The 13,527-nt window shown below is 67.8% G+C and carries 9 protein-coding genes; 3 read left to right on the top strand and 6 right to left on the bottom strand.

The features are described from left to right. Window positions 1–42 precede the first annotated feature (42 nt). On the bottom strand, window positions 43–3,192 hold the full coding sequence (locus AO398_RS04860) for a CusA/CzcA family heavy metal efflux RND transporter (protein WP_058190895.1): 3,150 nt from the start codon (window positions 3,190–3,192) through the stop codon (window positions 43–45). A gap of 15 nt (window positions 3,193–3,207) precedes the next feature. Beyond that, window positions 3,208–4,521, bottom strand: a complete 1,314-nt coding sequence (locus AO398_RS04865; RefSeq protein WP_058190896.1) for an efflux RND transporter periplasmic adaptor subunit — start codon at window positions 4,519–4,521, stop codon at window positions 3,208–3,210. A 293-nt stretch (window positions 4,522–4,814) separates the two neighbouring features. Here AO398_RS04865 and AO398_RS04870 point away from each other — a divergent pair, with 293 nt between their 5' ends. The 3 genes from AO398_RS04870 (at window position 4,815) to AO398_RS04880 (ending at window position 10,624) form a co-directional block, all read left to right on the top strand. Further along, complete coding sequence (locus AO398_RS04870; protein ID WP_152997412.1) at window positions 4,815–5,816, top strand: GTP-binding protein; 1,002 nt, start codon at window positions 4,815–4,817, stop codon at window positions 5,814–5,816. A 102-nt stretch (window positions 5,817–5,918) separates the two neighbouring features. Further along, the gene (locus tag AO398_RS04875) at window positions 5,919–7,220 is read left to right on the top strand and encodes an O-antigen ligase family protein (protein WP_058190897.1); all 1,302 of its coding nucleotides are present in this window, start codon (window positions 5,919–5,921) and stop codon (window positions 7,218–7,220) included. Between the two features lie 80 nt (window positions 7,221–7,300). Continuing rightward, entirely contained in the window at window positions 7,301–10,624 is a 3,324-nt protein-coding gene (locus tag AO398_RS04880; RefSeq protein WP_058190947.1) for a GAF domain-containing hybrid sensor histidine kinase/response regulator, read from the top strand. A gap of 7 nt (window positions 10,625–10,631) precedes the next feature. On the opposite strand, the gene AO398_RS04885 is transcribed toward AO398_RS04880, so the two are convergent. From AO398_RS04885 to maiA, 4 genes are all read right to left on the bottom strand, one after another. Then, complete coding sequence (locus AO398_RS04885; protein ID WP_058190898.1) at window positions 10,632–10,937, bottom strand: hypothetical protein; 306 nt, start codon at window positions 10,935–10,937, stop codon at window positions 10,632–10,634. Continuing rightward, a complete protein-coding gene (locus tag AO398_RS04890; protein WP_058190899.1) occupies window positions 10,934–11,245 on the bottom strand; it encodes an EthD family reductase in 312 nt (103 codons plus the stop codon). Before AO398_RS04890 ends, AO398_RS04885 begins: the two co-directional genes overlap by 4 nt. Window positions 11,246–11,297: 52 nt before the next feature. Further along, window positions 11,298–12,629: an NAD(P)/FAD-dependent oxidoreductase gene (locus AO398_RS04895; protein ID WP_058190900.1), complete on the bottom strand. Its 1,332-nt coding sequence runs from the start codon at window positions 12,627–12,629 to the stop codon at window positions 11,298–11,300. Between the two features lie 157 nt (window positions 12,630–12,786). Continuing rightward, on the bottom strand, window positions 12,787–13,434 hold the full coding sequence (maiA, locus tag AO398_RS04900) for a maleylacetoacetate isomerase (RefSeq protein WP_058190901.1): 648 nt from the start codon (window positions 13,432–13,434) through the stop codon (window positions 12,787–12,789). Window positions 13,435–13,527 lie beyond the last annotated feature (93 nt).

Consider the following 13,527-nt stretch of genomic DNA (forward strand, 5'->3'; position numbering starts at 1 on the left):
CGGCCACGTGACGACCCCGCGCCCGCGCCACTCTCATCCGGCTCATGCCGCGACCCGATGCTCAGTCAAAGCCCGGCCATTCGGGTTCGGACGCCGCCGCGAGAACAGCGAGATCAGCACCGGCACCACCACCAGGATCAGGTTGGGTGCCAGGATGATGCCGCCGACCACCACCAGGGCCAGCGGCTTCTGCACCTGCGAGCCGATGCCCGTGGAAATCGCCGCCGGCAGCAGGCCGACGCAGGCAGCCACGCAGGTCATCATCACCGGCCGCATCCGCACGATCGCGGCATTCCATACCGCGTCCTTGCGCTGCCAGCCCTCATCCAGGAGCTGATTGTAGTAGGCCAGGAGGATCACGCCCTCCATGGTCGAGATGCCGAACAGCGCGATGAACCCGATCGCCGCCGAGATCGAGAACGGCGTGCCGGTGAACGCCAGGGCGAAGATGCCGCCGATCATCGCCATCGGGATCACGGAGAGCGTCAGCAGCATGTCCGCCACCGACGAGAAATTGATGAACAGCAGCAGTGCGATCAGCACCAGGGTCACCGGCACGACCAGGCTGAGCCGGGTCGCGGCGTCCTTCAGGTTGGTGAACTGGCCGACCCACTCCATCCGGTAGCCCGGCGGCAGGTCCACCGCGTCGGCGACCTTGCGCTGCGCCTCGATCACCGCGCTGCCGAGGTCGCGCCCGCGCACGGAGAACTTCACCGGGATGTAGCGCTCCTGATCCTCGCGGTAGATGAACGAGGCGCCCGAGACGAGATCCACGTCGGCGATCTCGGAGAGGGGCACCTGGATCACGCCCCCATTGGGGTTCTGCGCGCCGACCGCGATGTTGCGGATGCCGGCCAGCGACGAGCGGTACTCCTTGGCCAGCCGCACCCGCATGGAGAAGTGGCGGTCCGACCCGTACTCGTAGAGGTCGCCAGCGGTCTGGCCGCCGATCGCCGCCTGGATCGTGGTGTTCACGTCGCCGATCGACAGGCCGTAGCGGGCCGCCTTGTGGCGATCGACGTCGATCCGCACGGTCGGCTGGCCGAGGGATTCGAATACCGCGAGGTCGCTGATGCCGGGCACGGAGGCCAGCGCCGCCTTGACCGCGTTGGCGGTCTTGGTGAGCTGGGCGAGATCGCTGCCGTAGATCTTGACCGAGTTCTCGCCCTTCACGCCCGAGGCCGCCTCCTGGACGTTGTCCTCGATATATTGCGAGAAGTTGAACTCGATGCCCGGAAACTCCGCCTCCAGCTTCTTGCTCAGGTCGTGGATGAGCGTATCCTTGTCGAGGCCTTTGCGCCACTGGTCGATGGGCTTCAGGGGAGCCAGGATCTCGACGTTGAAGAACCCGGTGGCATCGGTGCCGTCGTTGGGCCGGCCCTGGTGCGAGATCACCGTGACGACCTCCGGGACCTCCTGGAAGATCTTGCGCAGGCGCTGGACATAGGCGTTGCCCGCCTCCAGCGAGATCGAGGACGGCATGGTCCCGCGCACGTAGAGGTTGCCCTCCTCGAGGCGGGGCAAAAACTCGAGGCCAAGGTTCCGGGCCGCCAGCCCGGAGGCCAGCAGCACCACCAGCATCACCGAGAGCGCCAGCACCCGGTTCTTGAGACCGAAGGCCAGGATGCGCTCATGCCCGGCGCGGAGGAACCGTACGATCAGCGTATCGCGCTCTTCGAGCTTCCTGGGCAGGATCAGCGCCGAGAGGGCGGGCGAGACCGTGAAGGTCGCCAGCAGGCCGCCGACCAGCGCGTAGGCGTAGGTCTTGGCCATCGGTCCAAAAATGTGGCCCTCGACACCGCTCATCGTGAACAGCGGCAGGAAGCCGACGATGATGATGATCGCCGAGAAGAAGATCGCCCGGTTCACCTCGACGCCGGCGATGGCGATGATGCCGAGCCGCCCCTCGAGTCCCCCCGGCGCCTTCTGACCCTCGGAATGCTCGGGCTCGGCGAGGTGCCGGAACACGTTCTCGACCATGATCACCGTCGCGTCGACGATCAGGCCGAAATCGATCGCGCCGAGCGACAGGAGGTTGGCCGAATCGCCCCGTACCACCAGGATCAGGATCGCGAAGCCCAGCGCGAACGGGATCGTGGCGGCGACGATGATCGCGCTGGTGAGGGACCCGAGGAACAGCCACTGCACGATGAACACCAGTACCACCCCGAAGACGAGGTTGTGCATCACCGTGTGGGTCGTGGTGTGGATCAGGCCCGAGCGGTCGTAGATCCGCTCGATCTTCACGTCGGGCGGCAGGATCGTCGAGTTGTTGATCTTGTCGATCTCGGCCTCGACGCGCTGCAGCGTCGGGAGGCTCTGGCCCCCGCGGCTCATCAGCACGATGCCCTCGACCACGTCGGACTGGTCGTCGTGGCCGACGATGCCCAGGCGCGGCGCGTTCGACACGCGCACCTCCGCCACGTCCCGCACCAGCACCGGCGTGCCGTTGACGAGGCTGATCATCGTGTCCCGGATGTCGTCCATGTCGCGGATCAGGCCGATGCCGCGCACCACCGCGGATTGCTGGCCGACATTCAGGGTCTGACCGCCGACGTTGATCGAGGCGTTGTTCAGCGCAGTGGTCAGTTGGACCAGGGTCAGGCCCTGGGCCTGGAGGCGGTTCAGGTCGACTGCGACCTCGTATTCCTTGGCCTTGCCGCCGAAGGCGGTCACGTCGGTGACGCCGGGGATCGCCTTGAACCGGCGCTGCAGCACCCAGTCCTGCAGGGTCTTCATGTCCATGGGCGAGTAGCCCGCCGGACCGACCAGCTTGTAGCGCATGATCTCGCCCACCGGGCTCGTCGGCGAGATCTGCGGCGTGGCGCCGTTGGGCAGGGCCGGCGCCTGCGACAGGCGGTTGAGCACCCGCTGCAGCGCCTGCTCGTACGTGTATTCGTAGTTGAACTGGACCTTGACGTCGGACAGGCCGAACAGCGAGATCGTCCGCACCACCTGGGCGTTCGGGATGCCGGCGAGCGCCACCTCCAGCGGAATGGTGATGTAGCGCTCGATCTCGTCGGCGGATTGCCCCGGATTCTGGGTGATCACGTCGACCAGCGGCGGCACCGGATCGGGGTACGCCTCGATATTGAGCTGGGTATAGGCGCCGTAGCCGATGCCGAGCATCACCACGAACAGCAGCACCACCAGCACGCGCTGGCGCAGCGAGAAGACGATCAGGCTGTTCATCGCCCCGGTTCCCGCTCAGGACGCCTTGTCGCCGGTGGCTGCCCGATCGATGAACAGGGCCCCCCGGGTCACGATCTGGTCACCCGCGTGCAGGCCGTCGACGACCTGCGCGTTGTCGCCGTTGATGACGCCGAGCTTGATGTCCCGCGCCTCCACGGCGCCGTCCTGGCGGGCCACCCAGACATGGGTACGATCGCCCTCGTACACGATCGCGGCGACCGGCACGCTCGGGCTAGGCTCGCCCTTGCCGGTGATGATCGTAAAGGTGGCAAACATCTCCGGACGCAGCACCCGGTCTGGGTTGTCGACCTCGCTGCGCACGGCGAGGCGCCGCGTGGCCGGGTCCAGGCTTGCCGCCATGTAGTTGACCCGGGCCTTGAACACCCGCGCCCCGAAGCCCGCCACCTTCGCCTCGACCTCCTGGCCGATGCGGATCTTCGGGATCTCACTCTCGCGCACGTTGGCGACGAGCCAGACCGTGGACAGGTCGCCGATCACGAAGACCGGATCGCTGGAGGCGGAGAGGTACTGTCCGGTCCCCACCTTCCGCTGGACGATCGTGCCGGCGATCGGCGCCCGGATCTGGGTCTCGGGGCTCAGGCGGCCGTTCTTCTCGTAGGCGGCAATCTCGGCATCGGACTTGCCCAGGAGCCGCAGCCGGTTCTTCACGGCGTCGAGGGCCGCCTCCGCGGTTTTGAGATCGCTCTGCGCGGCGATGACGTCGTTCTGCGCCGACTGGTAGTCCTTCAGCGCCACCGCGTGGGCCTGGAACAGCTCCTGCTGGCGCGCCGCGATGGTCTGGTCGAGCTTCAGCAGGGCCTGCTGCTTCTGCAAGTTGTTCAGTGCCGCCTGGTAGTCGTTCTGCGCCTGGACCATGTCGGTGGCCTCCAGGGTCAGCAGCACGTCGCCGGCCTTCACGTCGTCGCCTGCCCGGGCCAGAACCTTGGTCACCCGGCCCGAATAGGGCGAGACCACCGGCACGTTGTCGTCGTCGTTGAGCGCGATGCGCCCCTCGGCGGAACCCTCTGGGCGGAACACCTGGGTGGCCACCGGCAGGATCTCGAACGCGGCGCGCTGCTCCTTGGTCGGGCGGAACACCCGCTCGACCGTGCCGGCCTTCTCAGCCTCGATGCCCGCATCCGGGTTGCCCGATCCGAACAGTCCGGCGACAACGCCCGAGGCCGCTTCGCGGGCGCGGTCCGAGACGGCCAGCGCCAGGCTGCCTGCGATCGCAACCAGCAGGAGGATGATGAGGGGCCACGGCGCGCGGCGCCTGCGCGCGGACGCGGCGCGGGCCTCATCCTGTTCGAGCGGATTGCGGGCGTCCATGCGGTTGGTCTTCTAGGGCCGGGCGAGGAACCGGGATGGCTGACGAGGACGGGCTTCGCCCCAGACCCCGGCCGTTTCATGGTGATCGGGGTCGCTTGTCGAGGCGTGCCGTCCGGGCGAAGCCGGATTGCACCACGTGCCTAGAGCAAAGCTTGGCTGATCCGCAATCGATCGGGGGGCCGGGTCGCGAAACCGTGTGGCTCCGTCTTCCTTCGCCGGGATTTGTTACAATATGACAACGCTCGCGGGCCAGCAGCCCGACCCATCCCGCAGATCCGATCGAAGAATCCGCCATGACCGACATGAGTTCTGCTTCCGCCCCATCAGGTTCGACCACCGGCAAGATTCCGGTGACCGTGCTGACCGGCTATCTCGGCGCCGGCAAGACCACGCTGCTCAACCGGATCCTCACTGAAAATCATGGCAAGCGCTACGCCGTGATCGTCAATGAGTTCGGCGAGATCGGAATCGACAACGACCTTGTCGTCGGCGCCGACGAGGAAGTGTTCGAGATGAACAACGGCTGCGTCTGCTGCACGGTGCGCGGCGACCTGATCCGGATCATGGACGGATTGGTGAAGCGCCGGGGCAAGTTCGACGCGATCATCGTGGAGACCACGGGGCTGGCGGACCCGGCTCCCGTCGCCCAGACCTTCTTCGTCGACCAGGATGTCGGCGACGCCGCCCGCCTCGACGCCGTGGTGACGGTGGCCGACGCCAAATGGCTGTCCGACCGTCTGAAAGACGCGCCAGAAGCGAAGAATCAGATCGCCTTCGCGGACGTGATCCTGCTCAACAAGAGCGACCTCGTTTCGCCGGCCGACCTCGACCGGGTCGAGGCCCAGATCCGCGGCATCAACCCGCTCGCCACGCTCCACCGCACCCAGAACTGCGCCGTGCCTCTGGAGGCCGTGCTCGAGCGCAACGCCTTCGACCTGGATCGCATCCTCGAGATCGAGCCGGAATTTCTGGAGGAGGGTCACCATCACCATCACGATTCTGAGATCCAGTCGATTTCGGCCCGGATCGATGGCGAGGTCGATCCGGAGAAGTTCATGCCGTGGATCTCGAACCTCACCCAGGTGCAAGGACCCGACATCCTGCGCTGCAAGGGCATCGTCGCCTTCCCGAACGAGCCGAAGCGCTTCGTCTTCCAGGGCGTGCACATGATCCTCGACGGCGACGTCCAGGGCGATTGGCGCCCGGACGAAAAGCGGATCTCCCGGGTGGTGTTCATCGGCCGCAACCTCGACCCGGTGGCGATCCGCGAGGGGTTCGAAGGCTGCCGCATCTAGGACTTTAGGAGCCGGCGCGACGCGAAGCCGATTCTCAACCATTGGATGTCATGGACTCCGTCTTGCGGGCCTGCGTAACCGGCCCGCGGAGTCCGCGTATCCATGGCTCACGCAGCAGCGCCCGGCATTCCGGCCCCGGCGGGATTCGCCGCCGGGATCCCGCTCATCGGGGTCATCCACACGCTCGCCAAGGGGCTGTTTGCCGCCTTCATCTTCTTCGCCTGCTTCGCGTTCTCGGAAACCTCGCCCTACGACGCGGTGGCGATCCCGACGATCCTGCTGTGGCTCTGTCTCGGCGTGCGCCTGCACCGGGGGGCGGTGCCGCTCTTGGCGCTCCTCCTGCTCTACCTGGGTGCGATCGTCATCGCCCTGTTCCCGTATTTAAACGAAGAGTTTCCGGTCACTTGGACGATCCAGCTGATCTACCTCGTGGTCACCTGCCTGTTCTTCGCGATGTTCTTCTCGGAAAACACGCACGCCCGGATGGAGCTGGCGCTCAAGGCCTATACAGTGAGCTGCGTGTTCTCGGCGGCCCTCGGCATCGTCGGTTACCTGCAATGGCTCGGGATCGAGGACCTGTTCTACAAGTACGATCGGGCCTCGGGCACCTTCCAGGATCCGAACGTGTTCGGCTCGTTCCTGACCCTCGGTGCCCTCTACCTGATGCACGGGCTGCTGACCGGCTCGACCCGCCGCCCGCTGGTGTCGCTCGCCGGCCTGCTGATCATCATGGCCGGCATCTTCCTGTCGTTCTCGCGCGGGTCCTGGGGCGGCAGCGTCGTAGCCGTTCTGCTGATGGTCGGCTCCGTCTACGCCGGCAGCGGCTCGATCCGCCTGCGCCGCCGCATCGTGCTCCTGACGCTGGCCACATTGGTGCTCGGCACGATCGCGGTGATCGGCCTCCTGTCGGTCGAGCACGTGCATAAGATGTTCGAGACCCGGGCGGCCCTGACCCAGGACTATGACCAGGGCGAGACCGGCCGCTTCGGCAATCAGGTCCGGGGCCTGGCGATGCTGCTGGAGCGCCCGTTCGGCATGGGGCCGATGCACTGGCGCCTCGTCTTCGGGCTGGAGCCGCACAATTCCTATATCGGCTCCTTCGCCAATGGCGGCTGGCTCGGCGGCGTGGTGTTCATCGGCCTCGTGCTGATCACGAGCTTCGTCGGCTTCCGCCTGCTGGCGCGGCCTTCGCCGTTCCGGGCGCATGCCCAGATCGTCTGGCCGGCACTCCTGATGTTCTTCCTGCAGGCGTTCCAGATCGACATCGAGAAATGGCGCCACGTCTACATGATGCTCGGCATGGTCTGGGCGCTGGAGGCGGCCCGGCTGCGCATGCCCCGGATCGGCGACATCGGGAGCCCGCGTGATGCCAACGTGATCGCGCGCGGCGCCAAGCCCGCTTGAAACGCGGCCGCGGCCGGGTCATCGCTCCTGCGAGGATGCTGGCGATCGCCAAACGGCAGATCCGCTCCCGGAGGCGGTCGGTGAGAGCACACGCGAACGATGAAGCGGCGCGGCTCGCGGCCCTGGACGCCCTGAGCATCGTCGGCACACCGACCGAGCCGCATTTCGACGCCGTGTGCCGTACCGCCCGCCGGCTGTTCGGCGTGCGCAGCGCCTTCGTGGGATTCGTCGACGACACCCAGCTCTGGTTGAAGACCCCGTGCATCGATGTGCCGACCACAAGCCCGCGGGAGCTCGGCTTGTGCGATCACACGATCCGCAGCGATGCCATGCTGGTGGTGCCCGACACACGGGCCGATCCGCGCTTTCGTAAACTGCCCGGGGTCGCCGCGCCGAACGGGTTCCGATTCTACGCCGGCATCCCCCTCAGCCTGACACCAGGGATCCGGATCGGCACCTTCTGCCTCATCGACCCGGAGCCCCGGGAGGGGCTTTCGGAAGCAGATGCGGCGGCGTTCCGCGACCTCTCCGAGATCGTAATCGCCCATCTGCGGCTGACCGAGGCCAATGCCAAGCGGAGCCACGAGATCGCGCAGGCCGCGATCCGCGAAGCCCTGATTCGGGAGCAGCATCGCGAGATCAACGCGCGGTCCGAGGCCCAGGCGGCGGCGAACCATCAGCTTACCATGGCTGAGCAGCTCGCCAGCGTCGGCAACTGGCGCGTGGATCTCGCCGACGGGCAGCCGGTCTGGTCGGAGAGCCTCTACGAGATCGCCGGCCGCGATCCCCGAGGACCGGCGCCGGCGCTCTCCGAATTTTCGCAGATATATCACCCCGACGACCGGGCGCGGCTGGAGGGGATCGTCGCGGACGCCATCGCCAGCGGTGCGAGTTTCGATTTCGAGACGCGGCTGTTGCGACCGGACGGCGAGATCCGCGACGTAGTCGTGCGCGGCGTATGCCGCGGCGAGGGCGCGGTGACCGGGCTCATCGGGGTGCTCATCGACGTGACCGAACGGCGGCGCGCCGAGGATGGGGTCCGCCGCAGCGAGTTGCGCTACCGTGGTTTGGCCGAGACCTTGCCGCTCTTGATCTGGACCATGCGGGTCGGTGACGGACAGGCGACCTACGCCAACGCCCAGTTCCAAGCCTATTACGGACCGATCGGGCTCGATCGGGCCGACCGCCTCGCCCGCAACCACCCGGACGATGCGGCCGCCATGGAGGCGGCGTGGCGCGAGGCGATCGAGACCGGGATCGGCTATACCGGCCAATGGCGGATCCGGCGCCATGACGGCGTCTACCGGTGGCACAAGATCTCGCTCATCCCGATCTACCTCGATCCCGAGGATGGCACCGTTGTGGAATGGCTCGGTACCGCGCTCGATGTCGACGACATCGTCACGGCACGGCTCGCCGTTGAGGAGGCGCGTGGGCTCTTAGGCATCGCCCTCGATGCAGCCGATGCCGGCACCTGGGACTGGGACATGCGCACGGGGTTCGCCACCCTAAGCCTCGAGAGCGCGCGCATGCACGGTCTGCCGGATACCGGCCGAGCCCATACGATGACCGCGGCGGCCTGGACCGCACTTCTGCATCCCGAGGATGCCGGCGACGTCTGGAACGAGATCCGGCGGGCGGTGGAAAGCTCGTCCGCCTTCGTGGCTGAATTCCGGGTGGGCGAGCGCTGGATCTATGCGCGCGGGCGCACGCAGTTCGGGCCCGAGGGCCAGCCCCAGCGCATGGTCGGCCTGCATCTCGACATCACCGACCGCAAAGCGGCAGAGGCGGCCCTGCGGGAGGCGACCCGGGATGCGGAGGCAGCGCGGGCGGAAGCCGAGCGGGCCAGTGCGGCCAAGAGCGAGTTCCTGGCCGCGATGAGCCACGAGATTCGCACTCCGCTGAATGGCATCCTCGGCTACGCCGACCTGCTCCTCCACGAGAGCGCCATCCAGGACGAGGATCGGCGCCGCCTGGAGTTGATCCACAGCTCGGGGGCGGCCCTTCTCACCGTGGTCAACGACATCCTCGATTTCTCGAAGATCGAGGCCGGCGAGCTGACCCTCGACCCGGTCGGCTTCCCACTGGTGGCGATCGTGGACAGCACGGTCTCGATCGTGCGGGGCAGCGCGCTCCGAAGCGGGCTTCGGATCGACGCGCAGATCGACCCGGCGCTCCCGAGCGTGGTGGTGGGCGATCCGGGCCGCTTGCGGCAGGTGTTGCTCAACCTGCTCAACAACGCCGTGAAGTTCACGCCCGAAGGCTCCGTCACCGTCACGGTCCAGCGGGAGGGCGAGGGCGTGGCACCGGATGGGGGCCCCGGCGATGTGGTCCGCTTCGCCGTCACCGATACCGGGATCGGCATCGCGCCAGCCCAGCAGGAACGCCTGTTCAAGCGTTTCAGCCAGGTCGACGGCTCAATTAGCCGGCGATTCGGGGGCACCGGCCTCGGTCTCGCGATCTCCCGGCACCTCGTCACGCTTATGGGCGGCGAGATCGGTCTGGAAAGCCGCGAGGGGGAGGGCTCGACCTTCTGGTTCCGCCTGGTACTGCCGCGCAGCACCGAGGCCATCGATGCGCTCCGCCTCGGGACAGCGCCCTCCCCTCCGCCACCGGCCAAGGCAGCGCGTGTGGTCCCGGCTGGGCCGCCTCTGCGGTTGCTCCTGGTCGAGGATGTGCCGCTCAATCAGGAACTCGCCTGCGCGGTCCTCGAATCACAGGGCTATACCGTGGAGGTGGCCGGGGACGGTGGGGAGGCGATCGCGGCCGTAGGCCTCTCGGTGGCCGAGGGGCGTCCTTACGACCTCGTGCTGATGGACGTGCAGATGCCGGGCGTCGACGGGCTGACCGCAACGCGGCGGATCCGGGCCCTCGCACCGCCTGCCTGCGACGTCCCGATCGTGGCGATGACCGCGAACGTGCTGCCCGATCAGGTCGCGGAACTGCGCGAGGCCGGGATGGACGATCATGTCGGCAAGCCATTCCGCCGGGCCGACCTGTTCGCCACGATCAGCCGCTGGACCGCGCCCGGCGCACGCCGGCCGGCGCGCCAGGACGCGCCGCTGCGCACCACGCCGGTCGACCCCGCAGTGCTCGATGCCGCCGTGCTCACCGATATGGAAACAAATTTCGGCACGGACCAAGTCGGCGCACTGCTGGATTTGCTCGCCAATGAGCTGTCCGAGCGATTTCGTCCGAGCGAGACCGACCGCCTTCAGATCGCCCACGATGCCCACGCCATGGTGGCGGCGGCCGGGCTCCTGGGCTTCGTCGGGCTGTCGAGTTTGTGCCGCGAGGTCGAGGCCGCCGCCCACGCGGGCGCCGACCTCCTTCCGCTGATCCGCCGCCTGGAGGTGCAGCGCGCGACGGCCCTCCGGGCGATCCGCCAGCTGCGGGCAGCCTGACGCGGCTCTACGGCTCCTCCGCCTCCGGCAGAGGATCGCCGGTCCAGGTCGTGGCGAAGGCGGCGAGCTGGCGCGCATCCGTGAAGGCCGCCACGGTCACGTCGCGTTCGGCGGGGATCGCCCCCGGATAGGGGGCGAGCAGCACGCGGACCCGGGGGGGGGGGCCGCCGGGGGCGTTCGCCTCGATCCAGGCCTGCGCCTCCGGGGTGAAACGCTCAGGCCCGTCCAGGGCTCGGGCATCGGCACGCAGCACGACCACATAGGTGCCGAGGCTCGGATCGGCCTGCTGCACCGCCTTGACGATATCGATCACGGGCTCTCCGCGAAGTCGTTGATCTGCACCTGGGCCTGCGCCGTGGTGAAGTTCGGGATGTCGGCGAAGATCTCCTCGCCGTGGGCGGAAGCAGCCTTCTTGAAGGCATCGACGGATTCGAAGGTCAGCAGCGCCATGACCTGGACCGGGGCCGGACCGCCATCCGGCGTGCCGGCGCCCTTGACCACCTTCGCGTCGTGGAGGCCCAGAGCCGACCAGCGCTCGCGCACCAGCGGCATGTGGTGCCCGAGATAGTAGGCCATGTCGAAATTCGGGCCGGCCGGATACATCACGCTGACCAGGATCATACCGTCATCCTCCCTGTTGCGGCCCCCGTATCGTCGGGGTGCCGGTGACATCTCAATGCAGTTTCACCCGCGACTCGGTCTGGCGTGTGAGTGCCCGGGCCAGGGCGTCGAGCGCGGTCTTGACGCTGCCATGGAGCGCCCGCTCGTGCATCTTGTAGAGCGAGCGGTACATCATCCGGGCGAACAGACCGGCGATGAGCATGTTCTTGCCCCGGACGAAGCCCATCAGGCTGCCCACCGTCGAGTACTCGCCGAGGGAGACCAGCGAACCGAAATCCTTGTACTTGAACGGCTTCAGGGGCTTGCCGTCGATCTTGGCCTGAATCTGGACGATCAGGTGGCTGGCGTGCTGGTGCGCGGCCTGGGCCCGGGGCGGCACCGGCCTGTCCGAGCCGGCCTCGACCAGGTAGGCGCAGTCGCCCATCGCGAAGATATCGGGATCGCGGGTGGTCTGCAGGGTCGGGGTGACCACGAGCTGGTTGGTCCGCGTGGTCTCCAGGCCGCCGATGCCCTGCAGGAAGGGCGGCGCCTTCACGCCGGCGGCCCAGACCACCAGTTCCGACGGGATGAAGGTGCCGTCGGCAAGCTGCACGCCGTCGGCCCGCACCTCGGTCACCCGCGCCTGCACGCGCACGTCGACCCCGATCTTGTGCAGCAGCTGCATCACCTCGGCGGAGAGGCGCTGCGGCACCGCCGGCAGGATCCGGTCGGCCGCCTCGACCAGGGTGATGCGGATGTCCTTGCTCGGGTCGATCCGATCGAGCCCGGTGGAGACCACGTGACGGAAGGTCCGGTGCAACTCGGCGGCGAGCTCGGTGCCGGTGGCGCCGGCGCCGATCACGGTGACGTGGAGCTGTCCGGGCCGGACCGGACCGGCCTGGGTGTGCGCCCGCAGGGATGCGTTGACGAGACGCTGGTGGAAGCGCACCGCCTGATCCTGGGTGTCGAGCGCGATGGCGTGCTCGGCGACCCCGGGCGTCCCGAAATCGTTGGTGGTCGAGCCCACCGCCATCACCAGGGTGTCGTAGGGCACCGAGCGCTCCGGCGTGACCTCGCGCCCCTCTGGGTCGTGGCTCGCGGCGAGCCGGATCGTGCGGGTCTCCCGGTCGAGCCCGGTCATGCTGCCGATCCGGTAGCGGAACCCGTGCTTGTGGGCGTGGTGCAGGTAATCGACGGCGTGATGGCCGATATCCAGGCTGCCGGCCGCAACCTCGTGCAGCAGCGGCTTCCAGATATGCGTGCGTGCCCGGTCGACCAGCGTGATATGCGCATGCTTACCGCGCCCGAGCTTGTCGCCGAGCTTCGTCACCAACTGGAGCCCGGCGGCCCCGCCGCCGACCACAACGACGCGATGCAGGCCGGACTCGTTCTCGACGGGTACCATCGACACCCTTTCTTCCCACGGGCCTGGATTGACGCCCAGGCCGGATTAAACGCCTTGGACGTCCGCTTGCCACATCTGCCTGCCAAGAGCACGTCCCATCCGCGCAGGCGTGACGAGAGCACGCGCGACCGTTGCATGTGGGAAAGCCGCCTCGGCCTCAGGCCGCGGGGGCGCCGGGCTGGCGCAGGGGATGGGCCTCGGCGACTTCCGGCAGGGCGAGGCAGGCCTCGGCGATTCGAGCGACCGTCGGGTAGGCCGCCGTGTCGACTCCGAAGATGCCGGTCCCGACCCAGAGGCTGACGAGGCAGAGGTCGGCGTGGCTCACCGCGTCGCCCTGGCAGAAACGGCCGGTCCCCGGCTCGGTGGCGAGCCGGGTCTCCAGGGTCCGCAGCCCAGTGTCGAACGCGTTGCGCAGGAAGGCCAGCATCCGGTCCCGGGGCAGCCCGTATTCCTCCACCAGGAATGTCCGCACCCGTGGCACGTAAAGCGGGTGCGTGTCGCAGGCGACGACTTGGGCGAGCGAGCGAGCGCGAGCCCGCGCTCGCGGCTCCTCGGGCAGAAGCCGCACGCCGCCTCGGGTCTCCTCCAGATAGTCGAGGATCGCCAGGGATTGGGTCAATGGCGGTCCATCGCCGTCGAACAGGGCCGGCACCGCACCCTGCGGATTGATCGTGCGGAACTCCGGCTTGTGCTGGTCGCCGGCATCGAGATCGATGAAGGTCTCCTCATAGGCTATGCCCTTCAGCTTCAGGGCGATCCGGACCCGGAAGGCGGCGGCCGAGCGCCAGTTGCCGTACATGTGCATGGTGTCGAAATCTCTGATTGGCTTGATCGATCAGGCCTGAGTTCGTGGCGCGCTGCAAGGGGCGGCCCAGCCATCGGGGGGCGACAAAGGAGG

This window comes from Methylobacterium sp. GXS13 (assembly GCF_001455965.1).
Lineage (GTDB): Bacteria > Pseudomonadota > Alphaproteobacteria > Rhizobiales > Beijerinckiaceae > Methylobacterium.

Coding starts and splice junctions, on each gene's coding strand:
- AO398_RS04860 (WP_058190895.1), bottom strand. CDS start 3,192: ATGAACAGCCTGATCGTCTTCTCGCTGCGCCAGCGCGTGCTGGTGGTG.
- AO398_RS04865 (WP_058190896.1), bottom strand. CDS start 4,521: ATGGACGCCCGCAATCCGCTCGAACAGGATGAGGCCCGCGCCGCGTCC.
- AO398_RS04870 (WP_152997412.1), top strand. CDS start 4,815: ATGACCGACATGAGTTCTGCTTCCGCCCCATCAGGTTCGACCACCGGC.
- AO398_RS04875 (WP_058190897.1), top strand. CDS start 5,919: ATGGCTCACGCAGCAGCGCCCGGCATTCCGGCCCCGGCGGGATTCGCC.
- AO398_RS04890 (WP_058190899.1), bottom strand. CDS start 11,245: ATGATCCTGGTCAGCGTGATGTATCCGGCCGGCCCGAATTTCGACATG.
- AO398_RS04895 (WP_058190900.1), bottom strand. CDS start 12,629: ATGGTACCCGTCGAGAACGAGTCCGGCCTGCATCGCGTCGTTGTGGTC.
- maiA (WP_058190901.1), bottom strand. CDS start 13,434: ATGCACATGTACGGCAACTGGCGCTCGGCCGCCGCCTTCCGGGTCCGG.